General features: G+C 57.0%; 18 protein-coding genes and 1 tRNA gene. 13 read left to right on the top strand and 6 right to left on the bottom strand.

Annotation, left to right across the window (positions count from 1 at the left end; all coding sequences use genetic code 11):
* Positions 1–280 precede the first annotated feature (280 nt).
* The 4 genes from Z948_RS0114985 to pdxH all read right to left on the bottom strand — a co-directional run bounded on the left by Z948_RS0114985 (position 281) and on the right by pdxH (position 2128).
* A tRNA-Pro gene (locus tag Z948_RS0114985) sits at positions 281–357 on the bottom strand.
* A 71-nt stretch (positions 358–428) separates the two neighbouring features.
* A complete protein-coding gene (locus Z948_RS0114980) occupies positions 429–935 on the bottom strand; it encodes a DUF192 domain-containing protein (protein ID WP_025060374.1) in 507 nt (168 codons plus the stop codon).
* Complete coding sequence (locus tag Z948_RS0114975; RefSeq protein WP_245604582.1) at positions 890–1444, bottom strand: cold-shock protein; 555 nt, start codon at positions 1442–1444, stop codon at positions 890–892. Before Z948_RS0114975 ends, Z948_RS0114980 begins: the two co-directional genes overlap by 46 nt.
* A gap of 78 nt (positions 1445–1522) precedes the next feature.
* Positions 1523–2128 carry a pyridoxamine 5'-phosphate oxidase gene (gene pdxH, locus Z948_RS0114970; protein ID WP_025060372.1) on the bottom strand — a complete coding sequence of 202 codons (606 nt, stop codon included), beginning with the start codon at positions 2126–2128 and terminating at the stop codon, positions 1523–1525.
* A 234-nt stretch (positions 2129–2362) separates the two neighbouring features.
* On the opposite strand from pdxH, the gene fabI reads away from it, so the two are divergent.
* From fabI to trpE, 6 genes are all read left to right on the top strand, one after another.
* Complete coding sequence (fabI, locus tag Z948_RS0114965; protein WP_025060371.1) at positions 2363–3169, top strand: enoyl-ACP reductase FabI; 807 nt, start codon at positions 2363–2365, stop codon at positions 3167–3169.
* Between the two features lie 24 nt (positions 3170–3193).
* Positions 3194–3796, top strand: coding sequence for a LysE family translocator (locus Z948_RS0114960; protein ID WP_025060370.1), 603 nt, complete (start codon positions 3194–3196; stop codon positions 3794–3796).
* 5 nt (positions 3797–3801) lie between these two features.
* On the top strand, positions 3802–4323 hold the full coding sequence (gene gpt / locus Z948_RS0114955) for a xanthine phosphoribosyltransferase (RefSeq protein ID WP_025060369.1): 522 nt from the start codon (positions 3802–3804) through the stop codon (positions 4321–4323).
* A gap of 30 nt (positions 4324–4353) precedes the next feature.
* Positions 4354–5535 (top strand): aminotransferase, encoded by a 1182-nt coding sequence (locus tag Z948_RS0114950; RefSeq protein WP_025060368.1) that lies wholly within the window; start codon positions 4354–4356, stop codon positions 5533–5535.
* A 69-nt stretch (positions 5536–5604) separates the two neighbouring features.
* Entirely contained in the window at positions 5605–7446 is a 1842-nt protein-coding gene (locus Z948_RS0114945) for a peptidylprolyl isomerase (protein ID WP_025060367.1), read from the top strand.
* 1 nt (position 7447) lies between these two features.
* Positions 7448–8962 (top strand): anthranilate synthase component I, encoded by a 1515-nt coding sequence (gene trpE / locus Z948_RS0114940; protein WP_025060366.1) that lies wholly within the window; start codon positions 7448–7450, stop codon positions 8960–8962.
* Here the strand turns inward: trpE and Z948_RS0114935 are convergent.
* Together Z948_RS0114935 and Z948_RS0114930 are read right to left on the bottom strand one after the other, a co-directional pair.
* On the bottom strand, positions 8959–10023 hold the full coding sequence (locus Z948_RS0114935; protein WP_025060365.1) for a Hint domain-containing protein: 1065 nt from the start codon (positions 10021–10023) through the stop codon (positions 8959–8961). The two genes, trpE and Z948_RS0114935, sit on opposite strands and share 4 nt — an antisense overlap.
* Positions 10024–10113: 90 nt before the next feature.
* Positions 10114–11724, bottom strand: coding sequence for a divergent polysaccharide deacetylase family protein (locus Z948_RS0114930; protein WP_025060364.1), 1611 nt, complete (start codon positions 11722–11724; stop codon positions 10114–10116).
* 181 nt (positions 11725–11905) lie between these two features.
* Here Z948_RS0114930 and Z948_RS0114925 point away from each other — a divergent pair, with 181 nt between their 5' ends.
* From Z948_RS0114925 to lexA, 7 genes are all read left to right on the top strand, one after another.
* The gene (locus tag Z948_RS0114925; RefSeq protein WP_025060363.1) at positions 11906–12487 is read left to right on the top strand and encodes an anthranilate synthase component II; all 582 of its coding nucleotides are present in this window, start codon (positions 11906–11908) and stop codon (positions 12485–12487) included.
* Positions 12484–13503 carry an anthranilate phosphoribosyltransferase gene (gene trpD, locus Z948_RS0114920; protein WP_025060362.1) on the top strand — a complete coding sequence of 340 codons (1020 nt, stop codon included), beginning with the start codon at positions 12484–12486 and terminating at the stop codon, positions 13501–13503. The genes Z948_RS0114925 and trpD overlap by 4 nt, the downstream gene beginning before the upstream one ends.
* Positions 13503–14165, top strand: a complete 663-nt coding sequence (locus Z948_RS0114915; protein ID WP_025060361.1) for a uracil-DNA glycosylase — start codon at positions 13503–13505, stop codon at positions 14163–14165. Before trpD ends, Z948_RS0114915 begins: the two co-directional genes overlap by 1 nt.
* Positions 14162–14974 carry an indole-3-glycerol phosphate synthase TrpC gene (gene trpC, locus Z948_RS0114910; RefSeq protein WP_025060360.1) on the top strand — a complete coding sequence of 271 codons (813 nt, stop codon included), beginning with the start codon at positions 14162–14164 and terminating at the stop codon, positions 14972–14974. The genes Z948_RS0114915 and trpC overlap by 4 nt, the downstream gene beginning before the upstream one ends.
* On the top strand, positions 14974–15447 hold the full coding sequence (moaC, locus tag Z948_RS0114905) for a cyclic pyranopterin monophosphate synthase MoaC (RefSeq protein WP_025060359.1): 474 nt from the start codon (positions 14974–14976) through the stop codon (positions 15445–15447). The genes trpC and moaC overlap by 1 nt, the downstream gene beginning before the upstream one ends.
* Positions 15444–16619, top strand: coding sequence for a molybdopterin molybdotransferase MoeA (locus Z948_RS0114900; protein WP_025060358.1), 1176 nt, complete (start codon positions 15444–15446; stop codon positions 16617–16619). Before moaC ends, Z948_RS0114900 begins: the two co-directional genes overlap by 4 nt.
* A gap of 65 nt (positions 16620–16684) precedes the next feature.
* Positions 16685–17386: a transcriptional repressor LexA gene (gene lexA / locus Z948_RS0114895; RefSeq protein ID WP_025060357.1), complete on the top strand. Its 702-nt coding sequence runs from the start codon at positions 16685–16687 to the stop codon at positions 17384–17386.
* Positions 17387–17396: the final 10 nt, after the last annotated feature.

Here is a 17396-nt window from a genome sequence, read left to right as displayed (position 1 = left end):
TTTGGCACGATCCGTGGGAACCCTTTGCGATGCTGCTAGGCCACACAATCAGACGGGGAAAACACAAAGTTTAGTAGCAAAACCGCTCATTTTATCCACAGGAGGCACACTATATAGACACCCACACAATCACATATTCGATGTTAAGCATGCGATTCTTAGCACGAGGGGAATCAACCTCGCCTAGATGTAGGAGAAAACTGTTAGGGGAAGGTGAGAAGATCTTCTGGTCCTTCCGCGATTGCGAAAGGACCAGAGAAGATATTGGGATTTTTTAGAATGGTCGGGGCGAGATGATTCGAACATCCGACCCCCTGTACCCAAAACAGGTGCGCTACCAGGCTGCGCCACGCCCCGACTGACGCTTCTTTAGCGAAGCCAATCGGGATTGAAAAGGCATAATAGTTCACTTTTCCAATCTATTTTCATCAGTCGCAATTCCAAGGCTTATCAAGGCTCGTAAAAGAAGGATGACGCAGCACATCCTTGGCCTTGATCCCCAGTCGTTTTGCCAACCCGCCGTTGATCTCCAGCACGCCTGTCAGCTTGATATCCCCTGGAGAGATCACAGTTTCGTCCAAGGGCTGCGCGCGGTGGTGAATGTGCTGAATCACCCCAAAGCGATCCACAAACAACATGTCGAGTTCGATCAGCGTGTTCCGCATCCAAAAACTCATGGCTTGCGGGCGATCATAGATGAACAGCATGCCTGTGCTGATCGGCATGCTGGGCACATTCATAAGCCCCTGCGCGCGCGTTTCTTCTGTATCGGCTACGGTAACGTTGAACGCAGCCTTGCCAAAGGCCCCTGTTATACTGACACGGTTCAGCGGACAGGCCGAAAGCGGCGTTTTTGCAGCCGCAGGAAAAGCGGCCCCTGCTGCGGCCGTCAGTCCGAGGATGAACTGTCGTCGGCTATGATGATTGTTTCCCACGCTTTTACCTCTGCGGCCATGCGGCCTCGTTTACCATCAATTACGCGCATCGCGATGGCTTCGCCGGGGGCCAGATCAGACAGGCCGGATTGACGCAGCACATCCATATGCACAAAGACATCTTCGCTTTTGCCAAAGACATTCGCAAACCCGAACCCTTTTGCCTTGTCGAACCATTTTATGCGGGCAGCCACCATCGGGCTATTTGCGATTTCCTCATGATCCAGCTCGACAATATCAGTCAGCGTTGTCTGCACGCCCTCAGGCGGTGAGATCGTCAGGATTTCGCTGGCTTGCACCCCCCGCTCGGTCTTTTGCGCCACCAACTTAACTTTGGATCCATCCGCGACCGAACTTTGGCCAAAGTTTCGCAGGACATTAACATGTAGCAAAATATCGGCTCCGCCATCCTCTGAGAGGACGAACCCAAATCCCTTTACGGGATCAAACCATTTTACTGTGCCATTCACCCGCATTGGCGCGGGCCCTGTTTCATCTAACTCTGTCATAGCCGTCAAACCGTCTTTCAAATCTTTTTAGGGGCCCACGGCCCCACCGCTCTAAAATAACGGGCGGATTTAATCTCGTCAGGGATTCAATAATGTTACGTCCCATGGTGCATCTATTGACGCGCGGCGCCACCTAAATCTGTTGTGTAGCCGCGCTTCACCGTCGCCCCAGAACTCTAACTCAAGCGGCGCCAGCCGATATCCGCCCCAAAACGGCGGGCGCGGAGGGTTATCGCCATGTTCGGCTGTCGCCTTTGCCAGCGCATTTTCCAACGCGGCGCGGTTTTCAAGCGGTTGCGATTGATCCGAGGCCCAAGCCCCCAAGCGGCTCTTTAAAGAACGAGAGGCATAATACTCATCCGCAATGGGGCCGTCTTCCCTGCTGATGATACCGCGCGCGCGGATTTGGCGGCGCAGCGTTTTCCAATGAATGACAAAGGCCGCCTTGCCTGATTGGTCCAACTCCTGCGCCTTTACGCTTCCGTAATTGGTGAAAAAGACAAATCCGTTATCTTCGATGCTTTTCAACAAAACGATGCGAACATTGGGCATGCCCTCGGCATCGACACTGCTTAGCGCCATTGCATTCGAGTCATTGATCTCCTGCGTTCGCGCCTCGGCCAGCCATGTGCGGGCAAGTGCAAAAGGATCGTCTCCGGCGAAAATACCAGTCCGCTCAGCCATCACGCATTCCTTCCCCTACTATTTTGATGCCAATCCCCTTTTGAAAATCCAAGGGCGCTTGTGGCGCGGTCGTAATTTGCGCTCAAAAAAGCTGGCATACTCTTACAATGCCACACAAATCTATCATCTCGGCACCCTGTGCAACCAAAATCACGATATCCCGTAGCGTCCCTTGATGGTTAGCAGGCAATCGCGTAGACCGAATGAAATCGTTAATGAACGGAGAATATGGCCATGTCGAACAACCTTATGGCGGGCAAACGCGGGTTAATCATGGGATTAGCCAATGACAAATCAATTGCTTGGGGCATTGCAAAACAGCTGAGTGATGCAGGCGCCGAACTGGCCTTCTCCTATCAAGGTGACGCCTTGAAAAAGCGTGTGGACCCTTTGGCAGCTCAACTGGGCTCAGACATTGTATTGCCTTGTGACGTGAGCGATGAGGCATCTATTGATGCGCTTTTTGAAGGCTTGGCCGAACGTTGGGATAACTTGGACTTTGTTGTTCATGCGATTGGTTTTTCGGACAAAAACGAATTGCGCGGTCGGTACGTAGACACCAGCCGCTCTAACTTTGCCATGTCCATGGATATTTCCGTCTATTCCTTCACCGCCGTTGTACAGCGCGCAGAGAAGATGATGAAAGAAGGCGGCTCGTGCCTGACGCTCACCTATTATGGTGCGGAAAAAGTGATGCCACATTATAATGTCATGGGCGTTGCCAAGGCTGCTCTTGAGGCATCTGTTCAGTACCTTGCCGAAGATTTAGGCAAAGATGGTATCCGCGTGAACGCCATTTCTGCGGGCCCGATCAAAACACTGGCCGCCTCTGGCATCGGTGATTTCCGCTATATTATGAAGTGGAACGAATATAACTCACCTTTGCGCCGCAATGTCACAATTGACGAAGTTGGCAAATCTGCTTTGTTCCTATTGTCTGATCTGGGATCAGGCACAACGGGTGAAAACCTGCATGTTGATGCGGGGTACCACGTTGTTGGCATGAAGGCGGTTGATGCGCCGGATATGGCCAAAGGCTAACCAAATGGCAAAAGGCACGGGGCTATGACGTTTGAACATCTGATCGCTTTTAACGCGGTATTGATCGTTTCTATTCTCAGCCCCGGCGCCGCGTTTTTGATGGCGGTGCGCAGCTCTATCTCGAATGGGCGGCGCGCTGGTATTGCGACAGGGTTTGGCCTTGGCACCATGGCCAGCCTTTGGACGCTGGCCGCGCTGTTGGGAATGGACGCTGTGTTTGCGCTGTTTCCGTGGGCCTTTGCCGTTTTGAAAACGGGCGGCGCTGTCTACTTGATTTATCTAGCCTATAAAACGTGGCGCGGCGCCTCGGCCCCCTTAAACGATGCGCCCAAGGCGCAAGGCCGCGCGTTTGTGGATGGTTTTCTGGTGAACCTTGGCAATCCCAAATCGGTTTTGTTCGCTGCGGCGGTTTTGGTTGTGGTCTTTCCGCCTAACCTGACAGCTGGTGAGATTGCCTTTGTCACGCTGAACCACTTCATCCTTGAAATACTCTTCTACACGGGCTGCGCTTTTGTTCTGACTGCGCCCGTTGCACGGGCCCGTTTTTTGCGCGCCAAACCCATCATTGACCGGATCGCCGCACTGCTGCTGGGCGGTTTGGGTCTAAAACTTCTACTACAAAGGTAATCCCCATGTCCGACACGCGCCTGCCACATGAAAAAGGTTTTCACATCAGCTGGGACCAAATCCACCGCGATAGCCGTGCGTTGGCGTGGCGGCTGGATGGCAAAGGCCCCGAAGATGGCGCATGGCGTGCCATTGTTGCGATTACACGGGGCGGTATGGCCCCCGCGATGATCATCGCGCGCGAATTGGATGTGCGCACCGTCGATACGATCTCGGTTGTGTCCTATCATTCCGGCGGCGGCAAAGCCGACCAGCGTCGCGAAGCGCAGGTGCTGAAATCACCCGATGTAGAGATGATGGGCGATGGCGAGGGTATCTTGATCATTGATGATCTCGTCGACAGCGGCAAAACCCTGGAACTGGTGCGCAAGCTGTATCCAAAGGCCCATCTGGCCACTGTTTACGCCAAACCCGAAGGCGAACCGATGGTGGACACCTTTATCACGGGCGTCAGCCAAGACACGTGGATTTTCTTTCCGTGGGATATGGCCCTGCAATACGTCGAGCCTTATCGCGGCAAAGACTAACCCCTCTCATCCCCCATCCGGATACGCACCATGACCCAGTCTCGTACCAATGCCACCTTCCCCCCTCCTGTGATGGAGGCGCGCCGCTGGCTGGAGGGTGTGACCTTTCGCGATGATCGCCCCCTGATGAACGTAAGTCAGGCAGCACCCGTTGAAGCCCCCCACCCTGACATGCGTCAGGCCATGGCCGATGCGGTGCTGCAAAACGATGATGTGCACCTATACGGTCCTGTCCTTGGCCTGCCAGAGCTACGCCAGGAACTGGCCGAGCGCACAACGCGTATCTATGGCGGACAGGTCAGTGGCGATCAGGTCTCGATCACCTCTGGCTGCAATCAGGCCTTTGCCGCTGCCATTGCCTCGCTTTGCGCCGAGGGGGACGAGGTGATTGTGCCAACCCCATGGTACTTCAACCACAAAATGTGGTTGGATATGTCTGGCGCCAAAGCCGTAGCGCTAAAATGCGAAGGCGACATGATGCCCGATCCGTGGGACGCGGCAAAACTGATCACGCCAAAGACCCGCGCAATTGTTCTGGTGACACCCAACAACCCGACTGGCGTTGAATACCCCGATGATCTGATCACAGCTTTTTACGATATCGCCAAATCGCGCGGCATCGCCTTGATCGTCGATGAAACCTACCGCGATTTTCACTCCAGCACCGATGCGGCCCACAGCCTGTTTGCGCGTGACGGGTGGGAGGATACGCTGATCCACCTCTATTCCTTTTCAAAGGCTTATCGCCTGACAGGCCACCGTGTGGGGGCCATGCTCGCCTCGCCGACCCGTTTGGCCGAGGCGGAGAAGTTTCTGGATACGGTTGCCATTTGCCCAAACCAAGTCGGCCAGCACGCGGCCCTATGGGGCATGCAGAACCTTGACCAATGGCTGGCGGGAGAGCGCGACGAGATCCTGAAAAGGCGCGCCGCAATCACCGACAACATGCCGACACTTGCCGCGCAGGGTTGGACATTGCTTGGGCTGGGTGGCTACTTTGCCTATCTGCGCCACCCCTTTGCTATGGGCAGCGCCGATCTGGCCCCAGCATTGGTGCGTGAGGCTGGTGTTTTGACCCTGCCAGGGTCGATGTTTTACCCCAAAGGCGATCCCGCAGGTGCGCGCGAATTGCGCATCGCTTTTGCGAACCTCGACAGCAGCGGAATTGGCGAACTTTTTGATCGTCTCAGCAAGGTTGAGCTGCCCCGATAATTGCCCCCTCTTGCCCCTTTGCGGCCAAGCCCTTAGACAGTCGCAAACACCGGACAAAAGGTAACGACCATGGCCCAGAAATCGAACGTCGGCAAAACCGCAATGTGGGGCCTTATGGGCCTGCTCTTTTTGGGCTTGGGCGGCTTTGGTGCAGTCAACCTCAGCGGCAACATCCGCACGCTAGGCTCCGTTGGGGATAAACCCGTATCCGTTGACACATATGCGCGCCAAATCCAGCAAGAACTGCGCGCCATCAGCCAGCAATCAGGCACGCCGATCAGCTTTCAACAGGCGCAGGGGCTGGGTCTGGACCGTGCGGTGCTAAACCGCATCATGCGCGACCGCGCCTTGGATCACGAAGCCACCGAAATGGGGCTTTCTATCGGAGACGAGCTGCTGCGGGACCGCATCCTTGAAATCCCAGCGTTCCAAGGGGTTGACGGCCAGTTTGACCGCGACGGCTATGCGCAATCCTTGCGCTCTGCTGGTCTGAACGAGGGTGAGTTCGAAACAAGCCTGCGCGAAGAGGCCGCCCGCCAGCTGCTTCAGGGTGCTATCCTAAGCGGCGTTGAAATGCCTGCGGCCTACGCCGAAACACTGGTGAAATACGTCAGCGAAGAGCGCGATTTCACGTGGGTATTGCTGGACGAAGACACGTTGGACACGCCCATCGAAGAGGCTGACGAGGCCACTTTGAAAACCTATTTCGAGGCAAACGCAGACAGCTTTGTTTTGCCCGCCAGCAAGCGGATCACCTTTGCATGGTTGAACCCGACGGACATCATTGATCAGGTTGAGCTACCCGAAGAGGAACTGCGTGCAGAATACGAGGCCCGCGCCGAGCAATATATCCAGCCCGAGCGCCGCCTGACCGAACGTTTGGTCTTTGCCGATCAGGCCAGCGCCGATCAGGCAGCCGCAGCTCTCGAAGTGGGCGGCACGACATTTGAGGCTTTGGTCGAAGACCGCGGTTTGAACCTTGCCGATATTGATCTGGGCGATGTCGCCCAAGATGCGCTAGGCGCTGCGGGTGAGGTCGTCTTTGGCGCCGAGGTCGGCAGCGTTGTCGGCCCCGCTGACAGTGATCTGGGCCCTGCCCTGTTCCGTGTGAACGCGGTGCTGCCTGCCCAGAACGTCACCTTTGAAGAAGCCGAGCCCGAGCTGCGCGATGTGCTGGCCGCTGACCGCGCTGTCCGCCTCGTCGAGGCGCAGGCCGAGGATTTTGATGACCGCCTCGCAGGGGGTGCAACATTGGAACAACTGGCTGAAGAGACCGATATGGTTTTGGGGCAGATCGACTGGACCGCAGAAAGCAGCGAAAGCCTTGCCGCATATGAGGCCTTCCGCAGCGAAGCCGCCATAGTACAAGAAGGCGATTTCCCACAGATCAAACAGCTGGACGATGGGGGCATCTTTGCGATGCGCCTGAACGAAGCCCTGCCCGAACGCCCCGCCACCTATGAGGATGTTGCCCAAGAGGTCGCCACCCGCTGGCGCGAGGATGAAATCGTATCCAAACTGCGTGTTCAGGCGGAAGCGGCCAAGACCGCCGTCGAAGGCGGCGCAACCTTCCCCGAGCAAGGTTTGACCGAACGGGTTGTTGGCGAACAGCCGCGCAGCGCGTTTATTCCCAATACGCCAACCGCCTTTATGAGCAATGTTTTCGAGATGAACGTCGGCGATATCCGCCTGCTTGAAGGTACTGATACCGTTGTTCTGGTCCGCTTGGACGCAATCGCCGCAACCGAAGACAGCCCCGAAGCGCAGGATCTGGTTGCCACCCTACGTGAGCAACAAAACGAAGCTTTGGCCCGTGGCCTGTTCGAAATCTTTTCCGCTGATACCCTGCTGCGCGCGGGGCAAACCATTGATCAACGCGCTGTAAACGCCGTTAACGTGAATTTCCAATAATATGGCTCTTACTCCTGACTTTGACAGTTTCGCCGCCCAATATGATGCTGGGCACCATCAGGTCGTCTATACGCGCCTAGCCGCAGATCTGGACACGCCCGTTTCGCTGATGCTGAAACTTGGGGGTGCCGCGGAAAACGCCTTTATGCTTGAATCCGTGACGGGTGGCGAGGTGCGCGGGCGCTATTCCATTATCGGCATGAAGCCCGATTTGATCTGGCGCTGCCGTGGCACCTCCTCCGAGGTGAACCGCGCGGCCCGTTACGACCCAGACGCCTATACGCAGATTGACGGCAACCCGCTGGACGCTTTGCGCGCTCTGATCGCCGAAAGCAAGATCGACCTGCCAGCCGACCTGCCGCAATCCGCTGCGGGGCTGTTTGGCTATCTTGGCTATGACATGATCCGTCTGGTGGAACGCTTGCCAAACGTCAATCCAGACCCGTTGGGCCTGCCTGATGCCGTCATGCTGCGCCCCTCTGTTGTTGCGGTATTGGATGGCGTTAAAGGTGAAGTGACCGTTGTCTCGCCTGCTTGGGTAACCGAGGGGCAATCTGCCCGTGCCGCCTATGCACAAGCTGCGGAGCGCGTGATGGACGCGGTGCGCGACCTTGAACGCAACCCTGCTGGCACCTCACGCGGGTTGGGCAATGCCACTGTTGCGCCAGACCCCGTCAGCAACTTTACCAAAGACGGGTATAAAGAGGCCGTTCTTAAGGCCAAAGAATATATCAAAGCCGGTGACATCTTTCAGGTTGTGCCTTCCCAACGCTGGGCGCAGGCCTTTCCTCAGCCTCCCTTTGCGCTGTACCGGTCCTTGCGCCGCACGAACCCCTCGCCGTTTATGTTCTATTTCAACTTTGGCGGCTTCCATGTGGTTGGCGCCTCCCCTGAAATTCTGGTGCGTGTGTTTGGTCAAGAGATCACAATCCGCCCCATCGCGGGCACCCGCCCACGTGGCAAAACACCCGAAGAGGATCGCGCCCTAGAGGCCGATTTGATGGCGGATAAGAAAGAGCTAGCCGAGCATCTGATGCTGTTCGATCTGGGCCGCAACGATGTGGGCCGCGTTGCCAAAATCGGCTCTGTCCGCCCAACCGAAGAATTCATCGTCGAACGCTACAGCCACGTTATGCATATCGTTTCAAACGTTGTCGGTGAGCTGCGCGATGATTGCGACGCGCTTGATGCCTTCTTTGCGGGGATGCCTGCGGGCACAGTTTCAGGCGCGCCAAAAGTCCGCGCGATGGAGATCATCGACGAGCTGGAACCAGAAAAGCGCGGTATCTATGGCGGTGGTGTTGGCTATTTCAGTGCGGGGGGCGACATGGACATGTGTATCGCCTTGCGGACCGCAGTGGTGAAAGACGAAACGCTTTATATCCAGGCGGGTGGCGGCGTTGTCTATGACAGTGACCCAGAGGCTGAATTTATGGAAACCGTCCACAAATCAGGTGCCATCCGACGCGCAGCCGAAGACGCCGCCCGTTTTGACCAAGGCAGCGGCAATAGCTAGGCCGCTGTCTGCCCTTTTACGGGATCACCAAGGATCGGTTTATCGTTACGGCGATGACGGCGCACAAGCCTCTTTTGACGTTTGTTTGAAGGGATGATCCGCGCGCTTGCCTGTGGCTGCGCGCTTTCTGCCAATTCTGGAAAAATCTCGAGTATCTCTTGATGGGCTTTGGGTGCTAACGCCCCCATTGCCATGGGCCCGCAATAAAAGCTTTCGGTTGGGGAGCCTTCAGCAAATAATATCTCGTGCTGCGCCATCACCAGATGGAAATATGTCACCTCTTTGGCTTTCTGATCCACACGAATGCCAGGCAAAGACGCCAGTTGGGTGGCGCTCAGCAGTGTTTCTTCCTCGCCAAACATCCGTTTCACCACGGAAGATCGCGCCAGAAAACGATGCTGTGGCGAGACCAGCAAATCCCGTTCAGGCAGCTCTTGGCCCAATGCGCCTGCCCTAATGCGAACAGGCCGCAGCTTTGGCCGTTCTTCCAGTGCTTTTTTGTCAAAGCTCTGGGACAAGACCGCCAAAACCGGCTGATAGCCCCGATCCAAGGTCATCAAAAGGTCGCCTTCCTGCAAGGCCTCTACAGGCTTGGGCCCCTTATCGGTTTCAATCAGCGCCCCCGTCACAAAACAGGCGACATAGTCTTGGTATTCGTTGTTTTGCTGGTGTGACGTCCGTTCGGTATCGAAACTATAACTGGTGCCAGCGATCAAAGGCACGGTCGAGACAAGGCCGTCAACGGCCCCCTGTTGGTATCCATCCCCCCCAAAGTGGAACGACGTCACCTTGTGACCAGAGGCCGAATTGATAAGATCATAGGCCGTATTGATCGACGTTCCCGCCGCAAAGGCATTCCCGTCGATGGTCACCGCATTTGTTAAAACCTGAGAGCCATCAACCTCGTCGAAAACCAGATCATCATCGGTAACTTCAATCAACGTGGGCGTTGCCCCCGCAACAAGGGTCAGCGTGAAAATTGGCACGCCATCGGCAGAGGCCCCCGATTCAATCGGCAAGCCTGAGACAAAGTCGCTAGGGCTGTAAACATATAGAAACATAGGTCTATCCAAGGTTTTGATCCCTTTGGATAGACGATGATTTCAGCAAATTTGAGGCAAATTTCTATCGGATGTGAGGCAAATTATCCGCTATTGGGCCAGCAAAACAGCCGATACAGGTGCCAAAGCAACTGATCCCGCGCGATCAGCCAAGCCCCAAACCAGCAAGGCCTCAATGGTTTCCGCCCGCAAACGGCCCAGCATAATCACGCCCCCCTCTTGGCCAGCCTTAAAGGCCGCCTGATCCAGAAACCGGCGGATGACGCGCGCATTTTGGCCCGCACTGTCAAAGTCCCGAAACACAGGAGCCGCGGGCACACCTTCTTTGACTGCCAGTTTCGGCATCGAGTTTAACCCTTTGCTTTGGGTGACCAAACCATGGCCGCTCGCCTTGAGGATACCTGTCACTTGATCAGCCACTGCGCGAGAGTTTTGCAACCCTTCGCCAGTGCCTTCCAGAACGCCAACGATTTCAGGAAGGCCATTCAAGGCAACGTTCAGGGAAACTTCGGCATCCGTAGGCTGCGCGCCCTGCGGCAGGTCCACCATAGCAAGCACGTCAAACCCTTCTGCACGGTAACGCTCCATCCGTTTTGCAGCGTCAAGCAGACGAACATCTACAGCAAAGCTAACCGGATAAGGAAAGCGCGACAGCGCTGGCAAGCCGATTTCATTTGCCTCCAGATCGACACCATTATCCATCAAGACAATACTCATGAGAGGCTTGCCCTCTGGGTTTTCAAAAGGTTGCGCGTAGTTGCGCAGCGGCGTTTCGTCCTGCGATGTCGCGGCCGAGGAAGAACGCTGCACAAGAACCTGTGTTTCCTCTGCCTGCGCAGATCGGTTGATCAAGGTGCTGGCAGGGGTGCCAATGGTGGGCCGCCCCGAGGCAGAGCCCAACGCCGCCACCTGCGTTCCTGGTGTTTGCACCACGCGGGGTTTCGGGGCCGATGCCACCTCTGTGTCCTCTTGTTGGTCCGGCGCGGGAGCGGGCGGAACGACAACAAGGATTTCTTCCCCCTCTTGCGCTGCCTCTAGCGTCTGTTCTTGTTCCTGCGCTTGCAACACGGGTTGCACAGGGGCCGCTTCACCCGAAATCAACCGATCGGCAAGCACCCCATCGGCGCTGTCGTCGGGAATCATTGGTGCTAACGCCTGAGGGTTTGTCAGGACAGGCGCTTCTTCTTCCAGATGCGCCACAACCCCGCCTGGCAAGGGGCGCGGAACAGTCAGATTATCCACCGCCCCTGTCTGCGGCTGCGGCAAAGGCGATGGCACATTTACAACGTGATCAGTTACATCACTATCTACGCTGCTCAACGCAGAGGGCTGCGGCGTCAACGCAGCTGTTTCAACTGCAGGCGCGGTCACAGGCGCGGAAGCGACAGGCAAATCGGCAACAGCTGTTTCCAGATCGCTGGCCACTTCGGGTGCCAAGGCCGCAGCAACAGGTTCTTTCGGCAGGTCTTCGCCAGCGGGGGTGCGCAAACTGATCTGTGGCTGTTGGACCGCGCTGTCAGATTCGCCCGATACTGTCACAGAAGCCTGCGGTGTGACCTGTTCGGGTTCCGCAACAGTTTCCGCAATGCCCAGTTCTGGCGCGGCTTGCGGCTCGATCGGAACCAATACCGATACCACCCCTGCAACGCCGACGCTAAAGATCGCGCCCAAGCCAATACCGCTCAAAATACCCTGTGCCATAGCAATTGCACCCTTGTCCTGTTATTTCCAACATGCCGCTTCCGGAATATTATGCTCCGGTTATTGCAGCCTGCGGCGGTCCTGCCCCTTGACGATTGCGTCCAAGACTGACCATCTACCCGTGCTAACTATATACCCCGTCTACACGCCTTCTCTAGTCCTAATACGAAGTTTCCCAAAGATGCTCTTGTTGATCGATAACTATGACAGCTTCACCTATAATCTAGTGCACTATCTGGGGGCGCTCGGCGCCGAGATGGACATCCGCCGCAACGACACGCTGAGTGTCGAAGACGCGCTGGCGCTGCGCCCTGCGGGGATCGTGCTATCCCCTGGCCCATGTGATCCTGCGCAGGCTGGGATTTGTCTGGCCCTCACCAAGGCCGCCGCAAAAGAAGGCATTCCGCTGCTGGGCGTCTGTCTGGGGCACCAAACCATCGGCGAGGCCTTTGGCGGCAAGGTTGTGCGCGCGGATGAGATCGTACATGGCAAGATGGGCCAGATGCGCCACACGGGCAAAGGCCTGTTTGCTGGGCTGCCCTCGCCCTTTGCGGCGACACGCTATCATTCTTTGATTGTTGAGCGCGCCTCCCTCCCCGATTGTCTGGAAATCACCGCTGAATTGGAAGATGGCACCATCATGGGCCTGCAACATCGCGAGCTACCAATCCACGGCGTTCAATTTCACCCCGAATCCATCCGCTCCGAGCATGGCCATGCGCTGCTCGAGAATTTCCTCAAGGAGGTGAAACAGCCCGCATGAGTGAACGCCTAAAGCCCCTTATCGACGCATCCGCCAATGGCCCCCTCACGCGCGAGCAAGCCGAACAAGCCTTTGGCATCCTGTTTGAAGGCAAAGCCACGCCCAGCCAGATCGGCGGCCTTTTGATGGCGCTGCGTACACGCGGTGAAACCGTTGATGAATACGCCGCAGCAGCCGCAGTCATGCGCGCCAAATGCAACGCGGTTGTCGCGCCTGCTGGGGCGATGGACATTGTTGGTACAGGTGGCGATGGCAAGGGGACGCTTAACATCTCAACCGCGACAGCCTTTGTTGTTGCGGGGGCTGGTGTTGTTGTTGCCAAACACGGCAATCGCAACCTCAGCTCTAAATCTGGTGCCGCTGATGCGCTGACGCAGATGGGGCTAAATACAATGGTTGGCCCCGCTGTTGTGGAAAAGGCGCTGAAGGAGGCGGGCATCGGTTTTATGATGGCGCCGATGCATCACCCTGCGATTGCCCATGTCATGCCCACACGTTCCGAACTTGGGACGCGGACCATCTTTAACATCCTTGGGCCGCTGACCAACCCTGCGGGGGTCAAGCGCCAGTTGACTGGCACCTATATGCGCGATCTTACGCGCCCCATGGCAGAAACGCTCAGGCTGCTCGGGTCAGAGGCCGCGTGGCTGGTACATGGGTCTGACGGCACGGATGAGCTCACCATCACGGGCGTCAGCTGGGTTAGCGCGCTTGGCAAAGACGGCGTGATCAACGACATCGAAATCCACCCCGAGGATGCAGGCCTGCCAGAACACCCGTTTGAGGATATTGTCGGCGGCACCCCCGAAGAAAACGCGGTGGCCTTTAACGCGCTGCTGGATGGTGCGAAATCGGCCTACCGCGATGCTGTTTTGTTGAACTCGGCCGCTGCGCTGCTGATCGCGGATGCGGCACCGGACCTGAAAACAGGTGTCGAAATGGCCCGCGCCAGCATCGATTCTGGCGCAGCACGCGACAAAATCACCGCCGTTGCCCGCATCACCCAAGAAGCGTGATGTTTGATCTCAGCCGTTTGGGCGCATGGCGGGAGCTGCCGTTTTTCGAACAGACATTACCCGACATCGAAACGGCCCTTGCCGCTGAAACGCGGCTAGTGCTGCCACCGCCCGATTTGGTGTTTAACGCGCTTGAACGTGTACAACCCGACGATGTGCGCGTCGTAATCTTGGGGCAAGATCCCTATCACACCCCGAAAAAGGCACATGGGCTTGCCTTTTCGATCACCGCCGACTTTGGCGGGCGGCTAGATAGTCTTGGCAATATATTCAAAGAGTTGGAAAGCGATCTGGGCCTTCAGCGCAGCCGCACCCAGCTAGATGATTGGGCGGATCAGGGCGTTTTACTGCTCAACACCATCCTTACTGTGCCGCAGGGCACTGCCAAAGGACACGCCAAGCTGGGGTGGCAGACGCTCACCGATCAAATTTTAACCCGCCTTGCGGATCAGCCCCGCGCCTATCTGCTGTGGGGTGGCCCTGCGCAAAAGGCTGCAAAAGCTGTTGAGGGTGAGAACAACTTTAAACTCGAAACGGCCCACCCTTCCCCGCTGTCGGTACATCGCGGCTTCTTTGGCTCGCAGCCGTTTAGCCGCACCAATGCGTGGTTGCGCAGGCAGGGCCATAGGTCCATAAACTGGGGCGATCCGGAGGCACTATGACACAGACTATCCTAGAAAAAATCAAAGCATATAAACTCGAGGAGGTTGCTGCCGACAAGCGGACGACGCCTTTGTCAGAGGTTGAGGCGCTGGCCGCCAATGCCTCGCCTGTGCGCCCCTTTGCCGAAGCGCTGTTTGATGCCTCAAAAGAAAACTATGGCCTGATCGCCGAGATCAAAAAGGCCAGCCCGTCCAAAGGCCTGATCCGCGAAGATTTCCACCCTGCCGAACTGGCCAAAGCCTATGCCGAAGGCGGCGCGACCTGCCTTTCCGTGCTGACCGACACGCCCAGCTTTCAAGGCGCCAAACAATTCCTGATCGATGCACGCGCCGCCTGTGATCTGCCAGTCCTGCGCAAGGACTTTATGTATGACACCTATCAGGTCGCCGAAGCGCGCAGCATGGGCGCCGATTGCATCCTGATCATCATGGCCAGCGTTTCGGATACACAGGCCAGCGAATTGGAAGACGCGGCGATGCATTACGGTATGGATGCGCTCATCGAAACCCATAACGCCGAAGAGCTGGAGCGCGCGCTGGCACTGAAATCGCGGATGATCGGGATCAACAACCGAAACCTGAACACCTTTGAGACAACCCTTGATACCACCCGCACCCTGTCCAAACATGTCCCGGGTGAACGGATGATGGTCTGTGAAAGCGGGCTGAACAGCCCCGAAGACCTTGCCGATATGGCGCGTTATGGCGCGCGCAGCTTCCTGATCGGGGAGAGCCTCATGCGCCAAGAAGACGTTGCATCGGCAACGCGCCATTTGCTGGCAAACCCTTTGCGCGCGGGGGGCATGTAATGGGACTGACGCATTTTGACGGCGACGGCCATGCGCATATGGTTGATGTATCGGACAAGGCAGTGACCTCGCGCATCGCGACTGCCGAAAACCACATCAAGATGCAGCAAGAAACCTTTGATATCATTACAGAAGGCCGCGCCAAAAAAGGTGACGTTTTGGGCGTTGCACGGCTTGCCGGTATCATGGCTGCGAAAAAGACATCCGACCTGATCCCGCTATGCCACCCGCTGCCGATCACCTCGGTTTCGGTTGACCTAACGCCCGATCCCGACCTGCCCGGTATTCGCATTGTTGCCACTGTCAAAACCACAGGCCAGACAGGCGTTGAGATGGAGGCGCTTACCGCGGCATCCGTCACCGCCCTCACCGTCTATGACATGAGCAAGGCCGTTGATAAAACGATGGAAATCGGCGGCCTGCGCGTGACGTTAAAAGACGGCGGGAAATCAGGCCGCCACACGGCGCCATGATCACCGTCGACGAAGCGTTAGGGCATCTCTTTTCCCTGACCCAGCCAACAGAGGTCGAGCTGGTCTCCTTGCGCCAAGCTGGCGGTCGTGTGCTGGCTAAGGATGTTTTTGCAACGCGCACCCAGCCGCCCTTTGCGGCCTCGTCTATGGATGGCTACGCACTGCGCCGCGACGAGGTGGAACCAGATGCCCTGTTTAAGGTGATCGGTGAATCCGCCGCTGGCCACCGCTTTGACGGTGAGCTGCGCGCGGGCCAAGCCGTGCGTATCTTTACCGGCGCGCCCATCCCTGATGGCGCCGATTTTGTTGTGATCCAAGAGGACGTCACCCGCCGCGGTGACCTGATCACTCTGGGCCATTCCATCGGTGAAAAAGACAACATCCGCCCAGCGGGTGGCGATTTTACCGAAGGACAATCCGTCGCCGCGCCGCGCCGCCTTCGCCCTGCTGACATCGCCCTGCTGGCCGCGATGAACATCGCCCAAGTGCCCGTTTTCCGCAAACCTGTGGTTTCCATCCTCGCCACGGGGGACGAGCTGGTCCAACCGGGCGAAGCCCCCGGCCCTGACCAGATCATCGCGTCCAACACCTATGGGCTGGCCGCACAGCTCGAGGCGCTAGGCGCTGATACGCGGATGATGCCCATCGCATCTGATAACGAGGGGTCTTTGCGCCGCAGCTTTGAGCTGGCTCAGGGGTCGGATTTGATCGTCACCATTGGTGGCGCTTCTGTTGGCGATCACGATCTGGTGGCCCCTGTCGCGGCCGCCATGGGCATGCAGCAATCGTTTTACAAAGTCGCCATGCGCCCGGGCAAGCCGCTGATGGCGGGAAGATTGGGCAGCTCTGCTATGGTCGGCCTTCCCGGTAATCCGGTATCAGCGATGGTCTGCGGTACGATTTTTGTCGCCCCAATGATCCGCGCGATGCTTGGCCTTGGCCAGCAAACCGCCCCCCGCCGCAAGGCCGCTTTGGCCAAAGATATCCCCTCTAACGGTCCTCGCGAACACTACATGCGCGCCAGACTAGATGACCAAGGCCGCGTCATCGCAGAGAACCGACAAGACAGCGCCTTGTTAAGCGTTCTGGCCGTTGCAGATGCCCTATTGGTACGCCCTCCGTCAGATCCGGCACAGCCCGCAGGAACAATTGTCGAGATTATCGATATCTAAAATAGTTGACACAAAACGAGAACGTCCCTAGAACAAAAAGAGACAATGGGGACGAGGAATGTACTGTGCTGACGAAAAAACAACTCGATCTACTGGCTTTCATTCACAAACGCGTTCAGCGCGATGGTGTGCCGCCCAGCTTTGATGAAATGAAAGAAGCGCTTGATCTGCGGTCAAAATCTGGCATCCACCGCCTGATCACGGCGCTAGAGGAACGCGGTTTCATCCGCCGCCTTGCCCACCGCGCCCGCGCTATCGAAGTGGTCAAGCTGCCAGACAGCATGTCTGCCGCTGGTTTCTCTCCGCGTGTGATTGAGGGCGATATGCCTGACACGCCTGCCGCTGCCGCACCTGCTGCCAACCAACCCGTCACCACAATCGAAGCGAGCGAGTTGCCCGTGATGGGAAAAATCGCGGCTGGTGTCCCTATTGAGGCGATCAACCAACGTTCGCACGGGGTGACGGTGCCAAATGCGATGCTAGCCGGCGCTGGTGCGCATTATGCGCTAGAGGTCAAAGGGGACTCGATGATCGAGGCGGGCATTAACGATGGTGACGTTGTTGTCATTCGTGAATCTGCCGTGGCAGACGATGGGGACATTGTTGTCGCCCTCGTTGAAGACCATGAAGCCACGCTAAAACGCTTCAAGCGCAAAGGCGCAGCAATCGCATTGGAAGCTGCAAACCCTGCCTATGAGACACGCGTGTTCCCCGCAGATCAGGTAAAGGTTCAAGGGCGCCTTGTCGGGTTAATCCGCTCTTACTAACAGATCATCA

This window comes from Sulfitobacter donghicola DSW-25 = KCTC 12864 = JCM 14565, from assembly GCF_000622405.1.
GTDB classification, from domain to species: Bacteria; Pseudomonadota; Alphaproteobacteria; order Rhodobacterales; family Rhodobacteraceae; genus Sulfitobacter; species Sulfitobacter donghicola.
This window is presented reverse-complemented; position numbering and strand designations above follow the sequence as displayed.

Excerpts from the sequence above, each read along its gene's own strand:
- Z948_RS0114975 (WP_245604582.1), bottom strand. The coding sequence starts at position 1,444 with ATGACAGAGTTAGATGAAACAGGGCCCGCGCCAATGCGGGTGAATGGC.
- pdxH (WP_025060372.1), bottom strand. The coding sequence starts at position 2,128 with ATGGCTGAGCGGACTGGTATTTTCGCCGGAGACGATCCTTTTGCACTT.
- fabI (WP_025060371.1), top strand. The coding sequence starts at position 2,363 with ATGTCGAACAACCTTATGGCGGGCAAACGCGGGTTAATCATGGGATTA.
- Z948_RS0114960 (WP_025060370.1), top strand. The coding sequence starts at position 3,194 with ATGACGTTTGAACATCTGATCGCTTTTAACGCGGTATTGATCGTTTCT.
- gpt (WP_025060369.1), top strand. The coding sequence starts at position 3,802 with ATGTCCGACACGCGCCTGCCACATGAAAAAGGTTTTCACATCAGCTGG.
- Z948_RS0114950 (WP_025060368.1), top strand. The coding sequence starts at position 4,354 with ATGACCCAGTCTCGTACCAATGCCACCTTCCCCCCTCCTGTGATGGAG.
- Z948_RS0114945 (WP_025060367.1), top strand. The coding sequence starts at position 5,605 with ATGGCCCAGAAATCGAACGTCGGCAAAACCGCAATGTGGGGCCTTATG.
- trpE (WP_025060366.1), top strand. The coding sequence starts at position 7,448 with ATGGCTCTTACTCCTGACTTTGACAGTTTCGCCGCCCAATATGATGCT.
- Z948_RS0114935 (WP_025060365.1), bottom strand. The coding sequence starts at position 10,023 with ATGTTTCTATATGTTTACAGCCCTAGCGACTTTGTCTCAGGCTTGCCG.
- Z948_RS0114930 (WP_025060364.1), bottom strand. The coding sequence starts at position 11,724 with ATGGCACAGGGTATTTTGAGCGGTATTGGCTTGGGCGCGATCTTTAGC.
- Z948_RS0114925 (WP_025060363.1), top strand. The coding sequence starts at position 11,906 with ATGCTCTTGTTGATCGATAACTATGACAGCTTCACCTATAATCTAGTG.
- trpD (WP_025060362.1), top strand. The coding sequence starts at position 12,484 with ATGAGTGAACGCCTAAAGCCCCTTATCGACGCATCCGCCAATGGCCCC.
- Z948_RS0114915 (WP_025060361.1), top strand. The coding sequence starts at position 13,503 with ATGTTTGATCTCAGCCGTTTGGGCGCATGGCGGGAGCTGCCGTTTTTC.
- trpC (WP_025060360.1), top strand. The coding sequence starts at position 14,162 with ATGACACAGACTATCCTAGAAAAAATCAAAGCATATAAACTCGAGGAG.
- moaC (WP_025060359.1), top strand. The coding sequence starts at position 14,974 with ATGGGACTGACGCATTTTGACGGCGACGGCCATGCGCATATGGTTGAT.
- Z948_RS0114900 (WP_025060358.1), top strand. The coding sequence starts at position 15,444 with ATGATCACCGTCGACGAAGCGTTAGGGCATCTCTTTTCCCTGACCCAG.